At 68.8% G+C, this 17,858-nt stretch carries 16 protein-coding genes; 15 read left to right on the top strand and 1 reads right to left on the bottom strand.

Annotated features, from left to right (window positions below):
* Positions 1 to 32 precede the first annotated feature (32 nt).
* Positions 33 to 2,357: a TonB-dependent receptor gene (locus AAG801_RS30080; RefSeq protein ID WP_341891675.1), complete on the bottom strand. Its 2,325-nt coding sequence runs from the start codon at positions 2,355 to 2,357 to the stop codon at positions 33 to 35.
* Positions 2,358 to 2,454: 97 nt separating this feature from the next.
* On the opposite strand from AAG801_RS30080, the gene AAG801_RS30085 reads away from it, so the two are divergent.
* The 15 genes from AAG801_RS30085 (at position 2,455) to upp (ending at position 17,454) form a co-directional block, all read left to right on the top strand.
* A complete protein-coding gene (locus AAG801_RS30085) occupies positions 2,455 to 3,294 on the top strand; it encodes a phytanoyl-CoA dioxygenase family protein (protein WP_341891676.1) in 840 nt (279 codons plus the stop codon).
* Positions 3,295 to 3,370: 76 nt separating this feature from the next.
* A complete protein-coding gene (locus tag AAG801_RS30090; RefSeq protein ID WP_341891677.1) occupies positions 3,371 to 4,633 on the top strand; it encodes a GTP cyclohydrolase II in 1,263 nt (420 codons plus the stop codon).
* Positions 4,626 to 5,900 (top strand): URC4/urg3 family protein, encoded by a 1,275-nt coding sequence (locus AAG801_RS30095; RefSeq protein WP_341891678.1) that lies wholly within the window; start codon positions 4,626 to 4,628, stop codon positions 5,898 to 5,900. The genes AAG801_RS30090 and AAG801_RS30095 overlap by 8 nt, the downstream gene beginning before the upstream one ends.
* Positions 5,901 to 5,971: 71 nt before the next feature.
* The gene (locus AAG801_RS30100; protein ID WP_341891679.1) at positions 5,972 to 7,072 is read left to right on the top strand and encodes a PAS domain-containing sensor histidine kinase; all 1,101 of its coding nucleotides are present in this window, start codon (positions 5,972 to 5,974) and stop codon (positions 7,070 to 7,072) included.
* Positions 7,069 to 7,704 carry a response regulator transcription factor gene (locus AAG801_RS30105; RefSeq protein WP_341891680.1) on the top strand — a complete coding sequence of 212 codons (636 nt, stop codon included), beginning with the start codon at positions 7,069 to 7,071 and terminating at the stop codon, positions 7,702 to 7,704. Before AAG801_RS30100 ends, AAG801_RS30105 begins: the two co-directional genes overlap by 4 nt.
* Positions 7,705 to 7,797: 93 nt before the next feature.
* On the top strand, positions 7,798 to 9,177 hold the full coding sequence (locus tag AAG801_RS30110; protein ID WP_341891681.1) for a CmpA/NrtA family ABC transporter substrate-binding protein: 1,380 nt from the start codon (positions 7,798 to 7,800) through the stop codon (positions 9,175 to 9,177).
* A gap of 10 nt (positions 9,178 to 9,187) precedes the next feature.
* Positions 9,188 to 10,072 (top strand): nitrate ABC transporter permease, encoded by an 885-nt coding sequence (ntrB, locus tag AAG801_RS30115; protein WP_341891682.1) that lies wholly within the window; start codon positions 9,188 to 9,190, stop codon positions 10,070 to 10,072.
* Positions 10,062 to 10,934 carry an ABC transporter ATP-binding protein gene (locus tag AAG801_RS30120; protein WP_341891683.1) on the top strand — a complete coding sequence of 291 codons (873 nt, stop codon included), beginning with the start codon at positions 10,062 to 10,064 and terminating at the stop codon, positions 10,932 to 10,934. The genes ntrB and AAG801_RS30120 overlap by 11 nt, the downstream gene beginning before the upstream one ends.
* Positions 10,931 to 11,374, top strand: coding sequence for a cyanase (gene cynS, locus AAG801_RS30125; protein ID WP_341891684.1), 444 nt, complete (start codon positions 10,931 to 10,933; stop codon positions 11,372 to 11,374). Before AAG801_RS30120 ends, cynS begins: the two co-directional genes overlap by 4 nt.
* A gap of 137 nt (positions 11,375 to 11,511) precedes the next feature.
* Positions 11,512 to 12,597, top strand: coding sequence for a TRAP transporter substrate-binding protein (locus tag AAG801_RS30130; protein ID WP_341891685.1), 1,086 nt, complete (start codon positions 11,512 to 11,514; stop codon positions 12,595 to 12,597).
* A 13-nt stretch (positions 12,598 to 12,610) separates the two neighbouring features.
* Positions 12,611 to 13,141 carry a TRAP transporter small permease subunit gene (locus tag AAG801_RS30135; protein ID WP_341891686.1) on the top strand — a complete coding sequence of 177 codons (531 nt, stop codon included), beginning with the start codon at positions 12,611 to 12,613 and terminating at the stop codon, positions 13,139 to 13,141.
* A complete protein-coding gene (locus AAG801_RS30140) occupies positions 13,134 to 14,459 on the top strand; it encodes a TRAP transporter large permease subunit (protein ID WP_341891687.1) in 1,326 nt (441 codons plus the stop codon). The genes AAG801_RS30135 and AAG801_RS30140 overlap by 8 nt, the downstream gene beginning before the upstream one ends.
* Before the next feature lie 13 nt (positions 14,460 to 14,472).
* Entirely contained in the window at positions 14,473 to 14,940 is a 468-nt protein-coding gene (locus AAG801_RS30145) for a nuclear transport factor 2 family protein (protein ID WP_341891688.1), read from the top strand.
* Positions 14,941 to 14,954: 14 nt separating this feature from the next.
* Positions 14,955 to 16,793, top strand: a complete 1,839-nt coding sequence (locus tag AAG801_RS30150; protein WP_341891689.1) for a WD40 repeat domain-containing protein — start codon at positions 14,955 to 14,957, stop codon at positions 16,791 to 16,793.
* A 28-nt stretch (positions 16,794 to 16,821) separates the two neighbouring features.
* The gene (gene upp, locus AAG801_RS30155) at positions 16,822 to 17,454 is read left to right on the top strand and encodes a uracil phosphoribosyltransferase (RefSeq protein WP_341891690.1); all 633 of its coding nucleotides are present in this window, start codon (positions 16,822 to 16,824) and stop codon (positions 17,452 to 17,454) included.
* The last annotated feature ends 404 nt before the right edge of the window (positions 17,455 to 17,858 follow it).

Raw genomic sequence — 17,858 nt, forward strand, 5'->3', positions numbered from 1 at the left:
CGCTCGCCAGCCAGCAGGCCCACCCGATCAGGCTAGAACGACGCACGGAACTGCGCACCCCACATGCGCGGTTCGTTGATGAAGCCGGTCAGGTTGTCGAAGTCGATGCCGCCGACGATGCGGATCTGGTTGGTGATGTTGCGGCCAAACAGCGCCGCCTCGTACTTGCCGTTGCCCCAGATGTAGCCCAGCCGCACGCCGCCCTCGGTCAGCGGCTTGCCGGTGAACTCGGTCGACTCGTAGAGGAAGAAGTTGATCTTGCTGCGGTAGGTCCAGTCGGTCAGCGCATAGAACTCGCCGCTGGCCACCGGCTGCGTGTACTTCAGCGTGAAGTTCAGCGTCGTCTTCGGCGCCTGCGGCAGCGGGTTGCCGTCGATCAGTGCCTTGCCGTTGGCGTCGACCGGATCGAGCACCGTGCAGTTCGGCCGGGGAGCGCCGGGCTGGCCGAACAGGTACTGCGTGGTGCCGCAGGGCGACACCGCCAGGTTGGCGTCCTTGATCTTGGTGTCGTTGTAGCCCAGGCCGATGCTGGCCATCCATTGGTCGGACAGCAGCGCCTGCGCATCAAGCTCGAAACCCTGGCCCACCGCCTTGTCGGCGTTGAGCAGGATGTTCGCGTTGCCGGCGCCGCCCACGGCGGTGAGCTGCAGGTCCTTCACGGTGTAGTGGAAGACGCCGAAGTTGACCCGCGCCCGGCCGCCGAACAGCTCGGTCTTGACGCCCGCCTCGACCGAGGTGTTGGTCTCCGGCGTGGCCACCGACTGGTCGTTGAACTGGCCGGCACCCTGCACGCTGGAGCCGCGGAAGCCGGTGGCGATGCGCGCGTAGAGCTTGGTCGCCGGCGCGACGGCGTAGGTGCCGCTGAGGTCCCAGTTGAATTTGCCGTCGCTGGTGGCCGCGGCCAGCGGGCCGAACGAGCCCAGCTCGGCCAGCGTGGTGCGCGGGCCCGGCGGGTTGGTCGTGGTGGCGCAGTTGAAGGTCGAGCAGTTGTAGTCGGTGACCTTGAAGTTCTTCTTGTCGCGCGTGTAGCGCGCGCCGGCGCGCACTTGCGCCTGCGGCGACAGTTCGTAGCTCAGCGCGCCGAACAGCGCCCAGGCGTTGTTGCGCTGGTGCACCTTCTGGTAGGCGTCCTGCGGGTTGCCGGCGGCGCTGCTGTTGTAGCTGAAGCTCTCGATGTCGTAGTCCTCGTGGAACAGGTAGGCGCCGGCCTGCCAGCCCAGCGCCGTCTTGGTGGTGGACTCGAGGCGGAACTCCTGCGTGACCTGGCGATGCTTGGGAATGCCGTCGGCGGTTTCCGAGAGGAACGGAATCGAGCCGGCGCCGCCGCTGAACACGTAGGGCGGCGCGCCGCCGTCGATGTCGCCGCGGCTGAAGGTGTCGACCTGCTCGAAGCCGGTGATCGAGTGCAGCGCCATGTCGCCCAGGCCGAAGCGCAGGCGCAGGTTGGCGCCGACGTTCTTCAGCTCCGACTTGTTGACGCCGTCGTACTCGACGACATGCTCGTTGAAGCCGGGCACGAAGTCGTTGGTGCCGGGCTGGATGATGTTGGCGCGGAACAGGCGTGCCGAGCCGTCGAAGTCGCGAAGGTGCACGTTGGCCAGCGCGCTGAAGTCCTTGTCGCGCTGCCACAGGTACTGGGCGCGCAAGGCCGTGTCGCGGTACCCCTCCAGGTCCTGCGTCGGGCCGGCGTCGAAGTTGTTCTTGACCCAGTCGTCACGGGTCTGGTTGAGCACCGACAGGCGCAGCGCCGTGGTCTCGCTGGTCGGCAGGTTGAGCGCGCCTTCGGCGTTGATCGTCTTCATCGTGCCGATCGACAGGCTGCCGTAGCCCTCGCGCTTGTTGCTCGGCCGCGCCGACTCGAACTTGACCACGCCGGCCGGCGTGTTGCGGCCGAACAGGGTGCCCTGCGGGCCGCGCAGCACCTCGATGCGGTCGAGGTCGAAGGCGGGGAAGCCCTTGAGGATGGGGTTCTCCTGCACCACCTCGTCGTAGACCAGCGACACCGGCTGCGAGGCGTTGAGGCGGAAGTCGGTGTTGCCGTAGCCGCGGATGTAGAAGCGCGGGAAGGCGCGGCCGAAGGAGGACTCGATGTTCAGGCTGGGCACCCGGCCGGACAGGCCGCGCAGGTCCTGGCCGCCGGTGTTGATGACGTCGAGGTACTCGTTGTTGATCGTGCTGATCGAGCTGGGCACGTCCTGGATGTTCTCGTTGCGGCGCTCGGCGGTGACCGTCACCGCCTCCAGCGTCTGCTGCTGCGCGGCGGCGAGCCCCGACACCAGCGCCAGCGCCGCGGCGGCGACCGGTCGCAGGCGGCCAGCAGTTCGACGGAGATGCAAGGATTGGCGCGAGTGCTTCATGGGTCTCTCCTCGGATGTTGTGATGGGACGGCCGCGGCGCGACGCAAGCGGCGTGCCACGGTGAGAAGATGGCGCCTGCCACCGACCCGCCGCCGCCATGTTGACACCTGAACAGCAACGCCGCTACCGCAACGACGGCTACCTCGTGCTCGAAGGCTTCAAGCCGGCCGACGAACTGGCCGCGCTGCGCGAGCGAGCGCTGGCGATCGTCGAGGCCTTCGATCCCGCCGAGGGAGCCGGCATCTTCTCGACCACCGAGCAGGGCCGCAGCGCCGATGCCTGGTTCCTCGGCTCGGCCGGCGCGGTGCGCTGCTTCTTCGAGGAGGAGGCCTTCGATGCCGCCGGGCGTTTGCGCCAGGCCAAGCCGTTGTCGATCAACAAGATCGGCCACGCGCTGCACGACCTCGACCCGGTGTTCGACCGCTTCTCGCGCGACCCGCGCCTGGCCGCGCTGGCGCAGGATCTCGGCCTGGCCGATGCGCGGCTGTGGCAGTCGATGTTCATCTTCAAGCAGCCGGCCATCGGCGGCGAGGTGCGCTGGCACCAGGACGCGACCTTCCTGCACACCGAGCCCGAACGGATGCTCGGCTTCTGGTTCGCGCTGGAGGACGCCACGCGCGACAACGGCTGCCTGTGGGTGCAGCCCGGCGGCCATGGCGGCCCGCTGCGCGAGCGCTTCGTGCGCGAGGGCGACAGCCTGCGCATGCAGCCGCTCGACGCAACGCCGTGGCCGTCGAGCGACGAGGCGACGGCGCTGGAGGTGCCGGCCGGCACGCTGATCTGCTTCGACGGCCTGCTGCCTCACTACAGCGCGCCGAACCGCTCGGCGCGCTCGCGCCACGCCTACACGCTGCACCTGGCCGACGGATCGGCCCGCTGGCTGCCGAGCAACTGGCTGCAGCGTGCGCCGGACTTCCCGGTGCGTGGTTTTCGCTGAGCCGCCTGGCCCGAATCCTGCGCACGCAGCGGACCGTCGGCGCTATGCTGCGCCCATCGCTTCCTCGCAGGCATCCATGGCACAGGACACCCCGATTGGCGCGCGCCACATCCGCCTGACCTCGCACCCCGGCCAGCAGGGCGCCAGCGGCGCGCCGGCCATCCACTGGGGCGCGGCCGACGCACTGGAGCGCGGCCCCATCGTCGGCACCACCACCAGCCGCGCCCAGCGCAACGTGGTCGGCACGCACAGCGGCAGCTACGGCGTCTACCGGGCGCTGGCGGTGGCGGCCGGCAACCTCGTCAAGGGCCACCGCGCCGACCTCACCAACACCGCGCCGACCGACCCGATCGGCCCCTACGAACAGTGGGGTGATCCGGAGAAGATCGTCTCGATCGACCCCTGGGGCGCATCGGTGCAGTCGGTGTTCGCCGACTACCTGGAGCAGGGCTACGACATCCGCCCGACCATCGCCGTCACCAAGGCGCACATCCATCTGCCGGAGATCCGGCAGGCGCTGGCCTTCCAGCGCCTGCAGGTCGACGGCAAGGTGCTGCTGGAAGACAGCTCGGCGACGGTCACCAAGATCGCCATCGAGCCGGTGTGGTGGCTGCCCGGCGTGGCGAAGCGCTTCAAGGTGTCGGAGGCCGACCTGCGTCGCGCCCTCTTCGAGGAAACCGGCGGCATGTACCCCGAGCTGGTCACGCGCAGCGACATCGAGGTCTTCCTGCCGCCGATCGGCGGTCAGACGCTGTATGTGTTCGGCGACGTGCGTGATCTCGCGAACCCGGCCGTGACGCTGACCGCCCGCGTGCACGACGAGTGCAACGGCTCGGACGTGTTCGGCTCCGACATCTGCACCTGCCGGCCCTACCTGACGCATGCGATCGAGGAGTGCATCCAGGGCGCGCAGAAGGGCGGCGTCGGCCTGATCGCCTACAGCCGCAAGGAAGGCCGCGCGCTCGGCGAGGTGACCAAGTTCCTCGTCTACAACGCGCGCAAGCGCCAGGAAGGCGGCGACCGCGCCGACAAGTACTTCCTGCGCACCGAGTGCGTCGCCGGCGTGCAGGACATGCGCTTCCAGGAGCTGATGCCCGACGTGCTGCACTGGCTGGGCATCCGCAAGATCCACCGCCTCGTCTCGATGAGCAACGACAAGTACGACGCCATCACCGGCAGCGGCATAGCGGTCGGCGAGCGCGTGAAGATCCCCGACGAGCTGGTGCCGGCCGATGCCAAGGTGGAGATCGAGGCCAAGATCGCCGCCGGCTACTTCACCGACGGCGAGGTGCCCGACGAAGCGCGGCTGGCCAGCGTGAAGGGGCGCGAGCTTGGATGAGTCGCTGGCGATCGACGCCGCGGTGCGCACCTTGCGCGACCCGGCGACGATCCGCGCACGCTGCGGGGCGATCGCCGCGTTTGTCGACGCCGGCCATTCCGGGCACTTCACGATCGATCGCACCAGGCTCGACGCTGTCGCGCAGCGCGTCGCCGCGCTGACGCGCTCGCGCTTCCCCGATCTGAAGATCCCGTACCACAGCCGCTGGCGCCACTTCGAGGCCGGCGGGGTCGATCGCAAGGGCGAGCTCGACGCGAAGCTCGCCGGCCGCAGCCACATCGCGGTGGCGCGCGCGCGCATCGACCTGACGCTGGTGAGCGTGCTGCTCGACGCCGGCGCCGGGCCCGACTGGCGCTTCTACGAGGCCGAGAGCGGCCAGTCCTTCGGCCGCAGCGAGGGCCTGGGCGTGGCCAGCTTCCGCGCCTTCCTGGCCGGGCGCTTCTCGTCGGATGCGGGCGATCCGTACCGCGTCGATGCGGCAGCATTGCTCAGGCTCGACGCGAAGGCGCTGGCCGAGGTCTTCCAGGTGCGTGCCGACAACCCGCTGGTCGGCCTCGACGGCCGCGCCGCGCTGATGAACCGGCTCGGGCAGGCGCTGCGTGCGCAGCCGCAGACCTTCACCTCGACCGGCCAGCCCGGCCACCTGTTCGATGCGCTGACGCACCACCCGCATGCGCCGCGGCTGCACCACCACCATCCGCAACCGTCGCTGCTGCACCACCACGTGCAGGCCTCGCGCCTGCTCGGCGCGTTGCTCGACGCCTTCAGCGCCATCTGGCCGAGCGGACAGTCGTTCCACGGCATCCCGGTCGGTGATGCCTGGCCGCACCCCGCCGCCGGCGGCGAGGGAGCGAGTGCCGGCTGGGTGCCCTTCCACAAGCTCAGCCAGTGGCTCAGCTACTCGCTGCTCGAACCCTTCGAGTGGGCCGGCGTCAGCGTCGACGGGCTGGAGGCGCTGACCGGCCTGCCCGAGTACCGCAACGGCGGGCTGCTGCTCGATGCCGGCGTGATCGTCCCGCGTGATCCGGCCTTCGCGGCACGGCCGCGCACACCGTCCGAGCCCTGGGTGATCGAATGGCGCGCGCTCACCGTGGCGCTGCTCGACGAGCTGGCGCCGATGGTGCGCGCCGCGCTCGACGCGCCCGGGCTGCCGCTGGCCTGCATCCTCGAAGGTGGCAGCTGGGCCGCTGGCCGGCAGATCGCCGCCGAACGCCGGCCGGGCGGTGCACCGCCGGTGGCCATCGCCAGCGACGGCACGCTGTTCTGACCCGTCGCGGTGCGCCGCGCGCCCGGCTGGTGCGCGCGCACGGGCATGGCGCTTGCACCATCGTGGGCACCATGCCCAGCACCGCTTCCGTCGAACAGGGCCGCGTCGCCGACGTCTGGCGCAACCGCCTCGCGCTGCTGCTCGAGTCCACCGGCGAGGGCATCTTCGGCATCGACATGGCCGGCTGCTGCGTGTTCGTCAACCGCAGCGCGGCGCAGCAGCTCGGCTGGCCGGCGGAGCGCATCCTCGGCCGCAACATGCACGAGCTGATCCACCACACGCATGCCGATGGCCGCCACTACCCGGAGTGCGACTGCCCGATCTTCAACGCCTTCCGCCGCGGCCTGCCCTGCCGCATCGACGACGAGGTGCTGTGGCGCGCCGACGGCTCGTCGTTCTACGCCGAGTACTCCAGCCACCCGATCGTCGAGAACGGCGCCGTGCAGGGCGCGGTGGTCACCTTCTCCGACATCACCGAACGGCGGCGCGCGCAGGAGCTGTCGCGCGTGCGCGAGCTGGCGCGCCACCAGGAGGCGGTGCGCGAGGCCGAGCGCACGCGCATCGCCCGCGAGATCCACGACGAACTGGGTTCCTTGCTGGTGGCGCTGAAGATGGACGTCAACTGGCTGGCCAAGCGTGTCGCCGACCGTGACGAGCTCGGCGCCAAGTGCCAGGGCATGGGCCGCATGATCGACACCGCGGTGGACAACGTCGGCCGCATCATCACGGATCTGCGGCCGAGCATCCTCGACCACCAGGGCCTGTGGGCGGCGCTGGAATGGCAGGCGCAGGAGTTCGTCGACACCAGCGAGCTCGACAGCGACCTGCAGCTGCACGTCGCCGCCGGTGTGCCGCCGCCCGACGGCGCTCTGGCCATCGCGGTGTTCCGCATCTTCCAGGAGGTGCTGTCCAACATCGCCCGGCACGCGAAGGCGCAGCGCGTGCAGATCCGCATCGTGGTGGACGACCCGCCGCAGCCGGTGCTCTACCTCGACGTGCGCGACGACGGCGTCGGTGCGCCGGCACAGGCGCTGGACGATGCGCGCAGCTATGGCGTGTTGGGCATGCGCGAGCGCGCGGCGCAGTTCGGCGGCACGCTTGCCATCGACAGCGCGCCAGGGCTGGGCACGAGGGTGCGGCTCGTGATGCCCTTGCCGGAGCGGACCGAATGATTCGGGTATTGATCTGCGACGACCACCAGATCGTCCGCCAGGGCATCAAGCAGATGCTGGCGGATGCGAGCGACCTCGCGCTGGCCGGCGAGGCGGCCAGCGGGCCCGAGGCGGTGGCCAAGGTGCGCGAAGGCGGCATCGACGTCGTGCTGCTGGACATCGCGATGCCGCAGCGCGACGGGCTGGACGTGCTCAAGCAGCTCCGCAACGAGTACCCGAAGCTGCCGGTGCTGATGCTGTCCACCTACCCGGACCGTCAGTACGCGGTGCGCAGCCTCAAGCTCGGTGCCTCCGGCTACCTGAACAAGAGCGCCGACTCCGAGCAGATGACCGAGGCGATCCGCCGCGTCGCGGCCGGGCGCCTGTTCATCACCCCGCACGTCGCCGAGCAGCTCGCCGGTGCGGTGGGCGCCGGCCGCGAGGACGACGCACCGCTGCACGAGCGTCTGTCGCACCGCGAGTACCAGGTGTTCCGCCTGCTGGCCGAAGGCCGCAGCGTCGGCGAGATCGCCGAGCAGCTGGTACTCGCCCCCAACACCGTGAGCACCTACCGCGCCCGCGTGCTGGAGAAGACCGGCGTGCGCAACGACGTCGAGCTGGCGCTGTATGCGGTGCGGCAGGACATCGTGTAGGGCCAGCCCTACAGCCGAATCCCGCTGGCCTCGATGTTGCGAAGGCCGACTCGTTCCTAGCATTCCCACCATGCCAAGACGAGAGGTTGCACCATGAGCGAGCACTTCGATCCCTACGACGCCGAGCGCCCCCTGATGATGGGCTGCTCCTGCGGCCAGCATCGCAGTTCCGCCGAGCACGCCGCGGCCGAGCTGCGCGCACGCAGCGAGACGGCCGAGTTCGAGGCCTACTCCAACGCCTTCGTCGAGGCCTCACTCGTCAAGGCACTGTTCCCGCAGGATGCGCTGCGCCGCCAGTTCCTGCGCGCCGTCGGCCGCCGCTCGGCGATGGCCGCCATCGCCAGTGTGCTGCCGGTGGCCAGCCTGCAGGCGATGGCGCAGGAGAAGTCCGGCTCGCTCGAGAAGAAGGACCTGAAGATCGGCTTCATCCCGATCACCTGCGCCACGCCGCTGATCATGGCGCACCCGCTGGGCTTCTATCAGAAGCAGGGCCTGAACGTCGAGGTGGTGAAGACCGCCGGATGGGCGCTGATCCGCGACAAGATGCTCAACAAGGAGTACGACGCCACGCACTTCCTGTCGCCCATGCCGCTGGCCATCTCGATGGGCGCGGGCAGCAACGCCACGCCGATGAACGTGGCCACCATCCAGAACACCAACGGCCAGGCGATCACGCTGGCGATGAAGCACAAGGACAAGCGCAACCCGAAGGACTGGAAGGGTTTCAAGTTCGCCGTGCCCTTCGAGTACTCGATGCACAACTTCCTGCTGCGCTACTACGTGGCGGAAGCCGGGCTCGATCCGGACCGCGACATCCAGATCCGCGTCGTGCCGCCGCCGGAGATGGTGGCCAATCTTCGCGCCGGCAACATCGACGGCTACCTCGGGCCCGACCCGTTCAACCAGCGTGCGGTCTACGAGGAGGTGGGCTTCCTGCACCTGCTCACCAAGGACCTCTGGAACGGCCACCCGTGCTGCGCCTTCGGCACCAGTACCGAGTTCATCCAGAAGAACCCGAACACCTTCGCGGCGCTGTACCGCGCGGTGCTCACCTCGGCGGCGATGGCGCGCGAGGCGAAGAACCGCGAGCTGATCGCCAAGGTGATCGCGCCGCAGGCCTACCTGAACCAGCCGGAGACGGTGATCGCGCAGGTGCTCACCGGCAAGTTCGCCGACGGCCTGGGGCAAGTGAAGAACGTGCCCGACCGCGCCGACTTCGACCCGATGCCGTGGCAGAGCATGGCGGTGTGGATGCTCACGCAGATGAAGCGCTGGGGCTACGTGAAGGGCGACGTCAACTACAAGCAGATCGCCGAGAAGGTGTTCCTGCTGACCGATGCGAAGAAGGTCATGAAATCGCTGGACATGAAGGTGCCCGACGGGGCCTACCCGAAGTTCACGATCATGGGCAAGCCCTTCGACCCCGAGAAGCCCGACGCCTACCTGGCGAGCTTCGCGATCAAGCGCACCTGAGGAGGCCGCCATGGCGTTCACGCGCAGCCTGGGCTTCCGGGCGGGCCTGCTGTCGGCGCTGATCCTGCTGCTGCTGCTGGCAGCGTGGCACCTGGCCACGCTGTCCGGTGCGCCGGTGGCCGCGCCGGCCGCAGCGCTCACGCCGGAGCAGATCGAGTACGCCAAGCTGATGGGCAAGGACCCGACGGCGGGTGCCGCCGCGCCCACCGAGAAGTCGGGCTTCCCGACGCTGGCGCAGATGGGCGCGGTGGTGGTGAAGAACCTCGCCAGCCCGTTCTACGACAACGGCCCGAACGACAAGGGCGTGGGCCTGCAGCTCGGCTACTCGCTCGGCCGCGTCGGCCTCGGTTACCTGCTCGCCGCGCTGGTGGCGATACCGCTGGGCTTCGTGATCGGCATGAGCCCGCTGGTCTATCGCGCGCTCGACCCGTTCATCCAGGTGCTCAAGCCCATCTCGCCGCTGGCCTGGATGCCGCTGGCGCTGTACACGATCAAGGACAGCTCGATCAGCGGCATCTTCGTGATCTTCATCTGCTCGGTGTGGCCGATGCTGATCAACACCGCCTTCGGCGTGGCGAGCGTGCGGCGCGAGTGGCTCAACGTGGCCAAGACGCTGGAGGTCTCTCCGATCCGCAAGGCCTTCGAGGTCATCCTGCCCGCCGCGGCACCGACCATCCTCACCGGCATGCGCATCAGCATGGGCATCGCCTGGCTGGTGATCGTCGCCGCGGAGATGCTGGTCGGCGGCACCGGCATCGGCTACTTCGTCTGGAACGAGTGGAACAACCTGTCGCTGCCCAACGTGATCTTCGCGATCCTGGTCATCGGCGTGGTCGGCATGCTGCTCGACCTGATGTTCGCGAAGCTGCAGAAGGCTGTCACCTATGTCGACTGATGCCTTCCTGAAGGTCGAGGGCCTGACCAAACGCTACGGCGATGCAACCGTCTTCGACGGCGTCAACTTCGGCATCGCGCAGGGCGAGTTCGTCTGCATCATCGGCCACAGCGGCTGTGGCAAGACGACCATCCTCAACGTGCTGGCCGGTCTGGAAAGCGCCAGCGAGGGCCATGTCTTCATGGACAACCGGGAGGTCGCCGGCCCCAGCCTGGAGCGCGGCGTGGTGTTCCAGGGCCATGCGCTGATGCCCTGGCTGACGGTGCGCAAGAACATCGCCTTCGCGGTGCGCAGCAAGTGGCCGGGCTGGAGCCGCGCGCAGGTGAACGAGCATGTCGAGCGCTACGTGGCGCTGGTCGGCCTCGCGCCAGCGATCGACAAGAAGCCGTCGCAACTCTCCGGCGGCATGAAGCAGCGCGTGGGCATCGCACGGGCCTTCGCCATCCAGCCGCGCATGCTGCTGCTCGACGAGCCCTTCGGCGCGCTCGATGCGCTGACGCGCGGCACCATCCAGGACGAGCTGCTGCGCATCTGCGCCGAGACGCACCAGACGGTGTTCATGATCACGCACGACGTCGACGAAGCGATCCTGCTCGCCGACCGCATCCTGCTGATGAGCAACGGCCCGCAGGCGCGCGTGGCCGAGATCGTGAAGAACACGATGCCGCGCGACCGGCAGCGCGCCACGCTGCACCACGACCCGCAGTACTACCGCATCCGCAACCACCTGGTCGACTTCCTGGTCGCGCGCAGCAAGGAGCTGTCACACGGCCGCGCGCCGGCGCAGCCCGCCGAAGTCAGCCCCGGTGTCGACCCAGAGCCCCAACCCCACAACAGCAGCACCCTGAGGAGAATCGCATGAGCCGACTGGACGTCACCGAGAAGATCATCGCCACCAAGGTGGCCAAGGGCATCAAATGGTCCGACGTGGCCGCCAAGGTCGGCCTGAGCAAGGAGTGGGTGACCGCCGCCTGCCTCGGCCAGATGACGCTGGACAAGAAGCAGGCCGATGTCGTCGGCAAGATCTTCGGGCTGAGCAGCGACGAGAAGAAGTGGCTGATGGTGGTGCCCTACAAGGGCTCGCTGCCCACCTCGGTGCCGACCGATCCGCTGATCTATCGGTTCTACGAGCTGGTGAGCGTGTATGGCACCACCTTCAAGGAACTCATTCACGAAGAGTTCGGCGACGGGATCATGTCGGCGATCGACTTCAAGATGGACCTGCAGCGCGAGCCCGACCCGAAGGGCGATCGGGTGTCGATCACGATGAGCGGCAAGTTCCTCCCCTACAAGACCTACTAAGCCGGACACGCTCTCGCGTGCCGTCTTAGTTCTCCTCGCTGGAACGGACACGTCTGCGACGTGCCGTTCAACTCGTCGGGGCGCTGGCATGCGGCTCGCTAGGTCGATTCATTCCTTTCCTACCCCCTGGAGTTCGCATGAATGCAGTCTCTCGTCGCTCCGCACTGAAGGCCGGGCTCGCCGGCGCCGCACTGGCCGCACCGGCGGTCGCTTCGGCCCAGCAGAGCTTCAACTGGAAGATGACCTCGGCCTACCCGAAAGGCTCGCCGTTCTACATGGACGGGCCGGGCTCGGCCACCGATCTGGCCAAGCGCATCACCGACATGTCGGGCGGGCGGCTCAAGATCCAGGTGTTCGGCGCCGGCGAACTGGTGCCGGCCTTCGAAGGCTTCGATGCGGTGCGCGCCGGCACCGTCGAGATGAACCACGCCAACTCGTACTTCTGGACCGGCAAGACCGCGGCGGCGCAGTACTTCACCGCCGTGCCCTTCGGCATGAACTTTCAGGGCATGAACGGCTGGCTGTACGACGGCGGTGGCATCGATCTGTGGAACGAGGTCTACGCGCCTTTCGGCATGGTTGCCATGCCCTGCGGCAACACCGGCGTGCAGATGACCGGCTGGTTCAAGAAGGAGATCAACTCGGTCGCCGACCTCAAGGGACTGAAGATGCGCATCCCGGGGCTGGCCGGCAAGGTCTACGCGAGCCTGGGCGTCGACGTGAAGGTGCTGCCCGGCGGCGAGATCTTCCCGGCGCTCGAGCGCGGCGTGATCGACGCGGCCGAGTTCGTCGGCCCCTTCCAGGACCGGCGCCTGGGCCTGCACAAGGCCGCCAAGTTCTACTACACGACCGGATGGCACGAGTCGGCCACCGTCTCCGAACTGCTGATCAACAAGGCAGCGTGGGACAAGCTGCCCGCCGACCTCAAGGCCATCGTGAGCAACGCCGCGGCCGCGTGCAACGTCATCAGCGAAGCCTGGTGCCAGAAGCACAACTCCGAGGCGATGGAAGACCTGATCAAGAACCAGGGCGTGATGGCCAAGCCGCTGCCCGACGCCGTCATCAAGGCGTTGCGCACCGAGACCGACAAGGTGCTCGCCGAAGCAGTGGCGAAGGACCCGATGACCAGGAAGGTGCACGAGTCCTACATGGCCTTCAAGGCCAAGTTCGACCGCTGGAGCGAGGTCAGCGAAGAGGCCTACCACCTCAAGGTCCGCGGCTGAGCGGGGCAGGCCCATGTCCGACCCGACCGCGACGGCGGTCATGGTCCGCCGCATCGAGGCGCTGATCGATGCGGTGGGTCGCGCCACGCTGTACCTGACGCTGTTCATGATCGGCCTGGTGGCGATCAACGTGCTGCTGCGCTACAGCTTCAGCGTCGGCTCGGTGTGGTCGCAGGAGCTCGAGTGGCACCTGCTGGCCGCGGTCATCCTGCTCGGCATGAGCTACGCGCTGCAGCGCGGCGAGAACGTGCGTGTCGACGTCTTCTACGCCGCCTTCAAGCCGCGCGCGAAGTTCGTCGTCAACCTCGTCTCCGGCGTGCTGATGCTGCTGATCGCGCTGTTGTTCATCAAGCTCTCGCTGGCCTATGTCGGGCAGTCGTACGCCGTCAACGAGACCTCGCCCGACCCGGGCGGCATCCCGTTCCGATGGGCCGTCAAGGGCCTGATCCCGCTCGGCTTCGGCCTGCTCGCGCTGCAGACGCTGGGCGCGCTGATGCGGCTGCTGCTGGTGGAGAAGCAACGCCTGGAGGCGGCCCGTGCTTGAGCCGCAGATTCTTGCGGTGCTGATGCTGGTCGGCTTCTTCGTGATGCTGATGCTCGGCGTGCCGGTGGCGATCACGCTGGCCACGGTGGGCTTCCTGTTCGGCTGGCTGGGTTTCGGCGAGGGGCTGTTCAACCTGCTGCCGGCGCGCATCTTCGGCGTCGTCGCGGGCTACCAGTGGCTGGCCATCCCGCTGTTCGTCTTCATGGGCGTGATGCTGGAGAAGTCGCGCCTGGCCGATGACCTGCTCGACGTGATGGGCCACATCGCCGGCGGCGTGCGCGGCGGCATGGGCGTGGGCATCATCCTGTTCGGCGTGCTGATGGGTGCGACCACTGGCATCGTCGGCGCCACCATCATCACGCTGGGCCTGCTGACGCTGCCCACGTTGATCCGCCGCGGCTACGACAAACGCATCGCCTGCGGCGCGATCTGCGCCTCGGGCACGCTGGGGCAGATCATCCCGCCCAGCCTGATCCTGATCCTGCTGTCGGACATCATGCAGTTGTCGGTGGGCACGCTGTTCGCTGCGGCGGTCGGCCCCGGCATGCTGCTGGCGGCGGTCTACATCGTCTTCCTGCTGGTGCTGGGTTGGCTTAAGCCAGAGCTGATGCCCGCGCTGCCGCAGGCCGAGCGCGATGCAGTCAGCCGGCGCGAGCTGTGGATCCGCTTCTGGAAAGTGGTGGTGCCGCCGATCATGCTGGTGGTGGCCGTGCTCGGCTCCATCGTCGGCGGCATCGCCGCGCCGACGGAAGCCGCGTCGATGGGCGCGGTCGGCGCGATCCTGATCACCGTCGGCGCTGGCCGCTTCAACTGGCAGGTGCTGAAGGACGTGGCGCTCGAGACCAGCAAGATCACCGCCATCATGATGTTCATCCTGATGATGGCGCAGGTCTTCGCGCTGGCTTTCCGCGGCCTGCACGGCGAAGACCTGATCGTGCGCATGTTCGAGTGGCTGCCCGGCGGCGTGAACAGCGACATCTGGTTCATGATGGCGCTGATCTTCGTGCTCGGCTTCTTCATCGAGTGGATCGAGATCAGCTACATCGCCGTGCCGCTGTTCCTGCCGGTGCTGCTGGCGCAGGGCGTCGACCCGGTGTGGCTGGCGATGCTGATCACCGTCAACCTGCAGTCCTCGTTCCTCACCCCGCCGTTCGGCTGGGCGCTGTTCTACCTGAAGGGCGTGGCGCCGCCCGAGGTGGGCATCCGCGACATCTACAAGGGCGTGATGCCCTTCATCGTGCTGCAGGGCGCGACGCTGGCGCTGGTGTTCTTCTACCCGCAGATCGCGCTGTGGCTGCCCAAGGCCATCGGCTGGTGACTGGAGATCGATGATGGAAACACGCCCCCCCGTTCCGCCCTTCACCGAAGAGACCGCCATCAAGAAGGTGCGCGGTGCCGAAGACGCCTGGAACACACGCGACCCCGAGGTCTGCGCGCGCGTCTACACGGAGGACACCCGCTGGCGCAACCGCGCCGAGTTCCCGGTCGGTCGCGAGGCGGTCAAGGCCTTCCTGCGCCGCAAGTGGGCGAAGGAACTCGACTACCGGCTGATCAAGGAGCTGTGGGCCTTCACGGACAACCGCATCGCGGTGCGCTTCGCCTACGAGTGGCACGACGACTCCGGCCACTGGTACCGCAGCTACGGCAACGAGAACTGGGAGTTCAACGCGCAGGGCTTCATGCAGCGCCGCTTTGCGAGCATCAACGACCTGCCGATCGCCGAGGCCGAGCGCAAGTTTCACTGGCCGCTCGGCCGGCGGCCTGACGATCACCCGGGCCTGTCCGAGCTCGGACTCTGACCGTATGCTGCGCCATGCCCGGCGCAGCGCGTTACCGCGCGTTCATCTCGTACAGCCACGGTGCCGACCAGCCGCTCGCCGCGGCGCTGGCACGTTCGCTCGCGCGCTTCGCGCGGCCCTGGTGGAAGCTGCGCGCGATGCGTGTCTTCGTCGACCAGCATGGCCTGGGTGCGAACGCAGCGCTGTGGCAGACGATCGAGCGCGCGCTGTCCTCGTCCGAATGGCTGCTGCTGCTGGCCAGCCCGAAGGCGGCGGCCTCGCCCTGGGTGAGCAAGGAAGTCGCGTGGTGGCTGGCCAACCGCAGCCCCGAGCGCATCGTGATCGCGCAGACCGGCGGCAGCATCGCCTGGCAGGGCACGGACTTCGACTGGGCGCGCACTGACGCGCTGCCCGCGCCGCTGCGCGGCGCCTTCGCGCACGAGCCGACCTGGGTCGATTTCAGCGGCGCCGCGAGCTGGCCGCGGCTGTCGACGCGTGACGAGGGCTTCCGCGCCGCCTTCCTGCGCATCGGTGCGCCGCTGCACGGGCTGGCCAGCCCCGAGGACCTGTGGAACGAACACGCCTCACGTTGGCGGCAGATGGTCGGCGCGGTGATCGCCGCTGCCGTGCTGCTGGCGTTGGCGCTATGGGGCGCCTGGCGCATGGACCAGGTGGCTGCCGAGCGCGACGAGAACCTCGACTCCGTCAAGCTCGGCGCACTGGCGCTGCACCTGCAGCGCGACGACCCGGCGCTGGCGGCGCAGGTCGCGCTCGCCGGCGTGGCGCGCCGGCCCAGCGGTGTGGCTGCAGCGGCGCTGCGCAGTGCGCTGGCCGAGCTGGCGGGTGACGTGGCACCGCGGGGCAGCGTCGACGTGCCGGGTGCGATCGACCTGGCTCTTGCGCCGGGCGCAGGCCGCCTCGCGGTGCTCACCGGCGACGGCCGTGTGGTCGAGATCGATGTGACCACCGGCGCGCTGCAGGCGCGGCCGGCGGCGGCGATGACAGGCGGGGCGCGCGCCATCGCCTACGCACGCGACGGCACGCTCGCGGTGGCAGCCGGCGAAGGCCTGTGGCTGTGGCGAGGGAACGCCGAGCCGCGACGGGTGGTGCTGCCGGCGCTGCGCCGCCTCGCCTTCTCCCCCGACGGCACACGGCTCGCGCTGGCCGAGGACGGCGGCGGCTGGCGTGTGCTGAGCGTCGCCGATGAGCGCACGCTGGCGCAAGGCGGTGGCGACGACGGCCCGCTCGATGCGCTCGCCTTCTCGCACGACGGCGAGCGCCTGGCCACCGGCGGTGCGCGGGCCAGGCTGTGGGACTGGAAGGCCGCGCGGTCGCTGGCCGACTGGCCGACGCCCGGGGGCACCGCCGCGCTCGACTTCAACCGCGACGGCGAGTCGACCATGGCCAAGTGGATGCTGGCGATCGCAGCGCGCGCGGCACCGCTGCAGATCGTCGACCCGGCGCAGCCGTCGCGCGGCATGTCGCTGGGTCGCCGGGCCGTGGCGGCGGGCTTCGTGGCCAGCGGGCGCTGCGTGGCGCTGGCCGGCGGCGAAGGCCGCGTCGAGGTGGTCAGCAGTTTCGGCTTCGAGCGCCTGTTCGGCCTGGCCGGCAGTGCGGGTACGGTTCGTGCGATGGCCCTGGGCGCGACCGAGCGCTTCGCGCTACTGCGCGGCGATGCTCGCATCGAGTGGTACGAGCAGCCGCTGTGCGGCGATGCCGAGGCGCTGTGCCGCTTCGCCCAGCCGCGGCTGGCGCCGATCACGCAGGCCGATCGGCTGCGCCATCTGCCACCACCGGCTGAAGCACCGGTCTCGCAACCGCCCGGCCCGGCCTGCAAAGCGCTGATCGATCGCGTGCTGCCGGGCTGGCGTTGATATCCTCGCAGCGACAAGGAGCGCACCCATGACGGCCGAAGTCCACCACGTCACCCACCCGCTGATCCAGCACAAGCTGACGCTGATGCGGCAGAAGGATCGCAGCACCAGCATGTTCCGGCGCCTGCTCAACGAGATCAGCATGTTGATGGCCTACGAGGTCACGCGCGACATGCCGACGCAGCTGATCGAGATCGAGACGCCGCTGGAAACCATGCAGGCGCCGGTGATCGACGGCAAGAAGACGGTGTTCGTGTCGATCATGCGTGCCGGCGCCGGCTTTCTCGACGGCATGCTCAACGTGGTGCCGGGCGCGCGCATCGGCCACATCGGCCTGTACCGCGACCCGAAGACGCTGATCGCCGTCGAGTACTACTTCAAGATGCCGCAGGACATGCACGAGCGCGACGCGATCGTGCTCGACCCGATGCTCGCCACCGGCAACTCGGCAGTGGCGGCGGTCGACCGGCTGAAGGAGACGAAGCCGAGGTCGATCCGCTTCGTCTGCCTGCTGGCCGCACCCGAGGGCTTGGCGAACTTCCACGCCAACCACCCCGACGTGCCGGTCTTCACCGCGGCGATCGACCGGCAGCTCAACGAGCACGGCTACATCGTGCCGGGGCTGGGTGATGCGGGTGATCGCATCTTCGGCACGAAGTAGCGCGTTGCGGTCCCTACGGACTTGCGTTCGTTCGGTCGGTCGACTGGCGTCTCGCGGCCCTGAGCTGAAGTCTGTGTGTGTCTGCTTTCTGGCCTTCTTATGAGCATCGCGGCAGACGCTGCCCGCTGGTGGCTCATTCGGCGGCGGTCGACGCTGCGCGCCGACTCCACTGCGATGCTCGCGCCAGGGTCGTGCCGCAGAACTCACTTCGCGACCTGCGGTCGCTGCGTTCAAACAACCGCGGCAAGTCAGATCACGAAGCGCGCTAGCGCGCGCCGACCCCGGCGCTGCGCTTCTCGGCGCCTCAGAGGCGCGCCTCCACCTGCCCGGGCGCGCCTTTGCTGAACCCTCGGTGGCATGCTGGTCGCAGGGCCCCCGTGGTGGACTTCGCGGCGGGCGCTGCC

It is taken from the genome of Variovorax sp. YR752 (genome assembly GCF_943372545.1).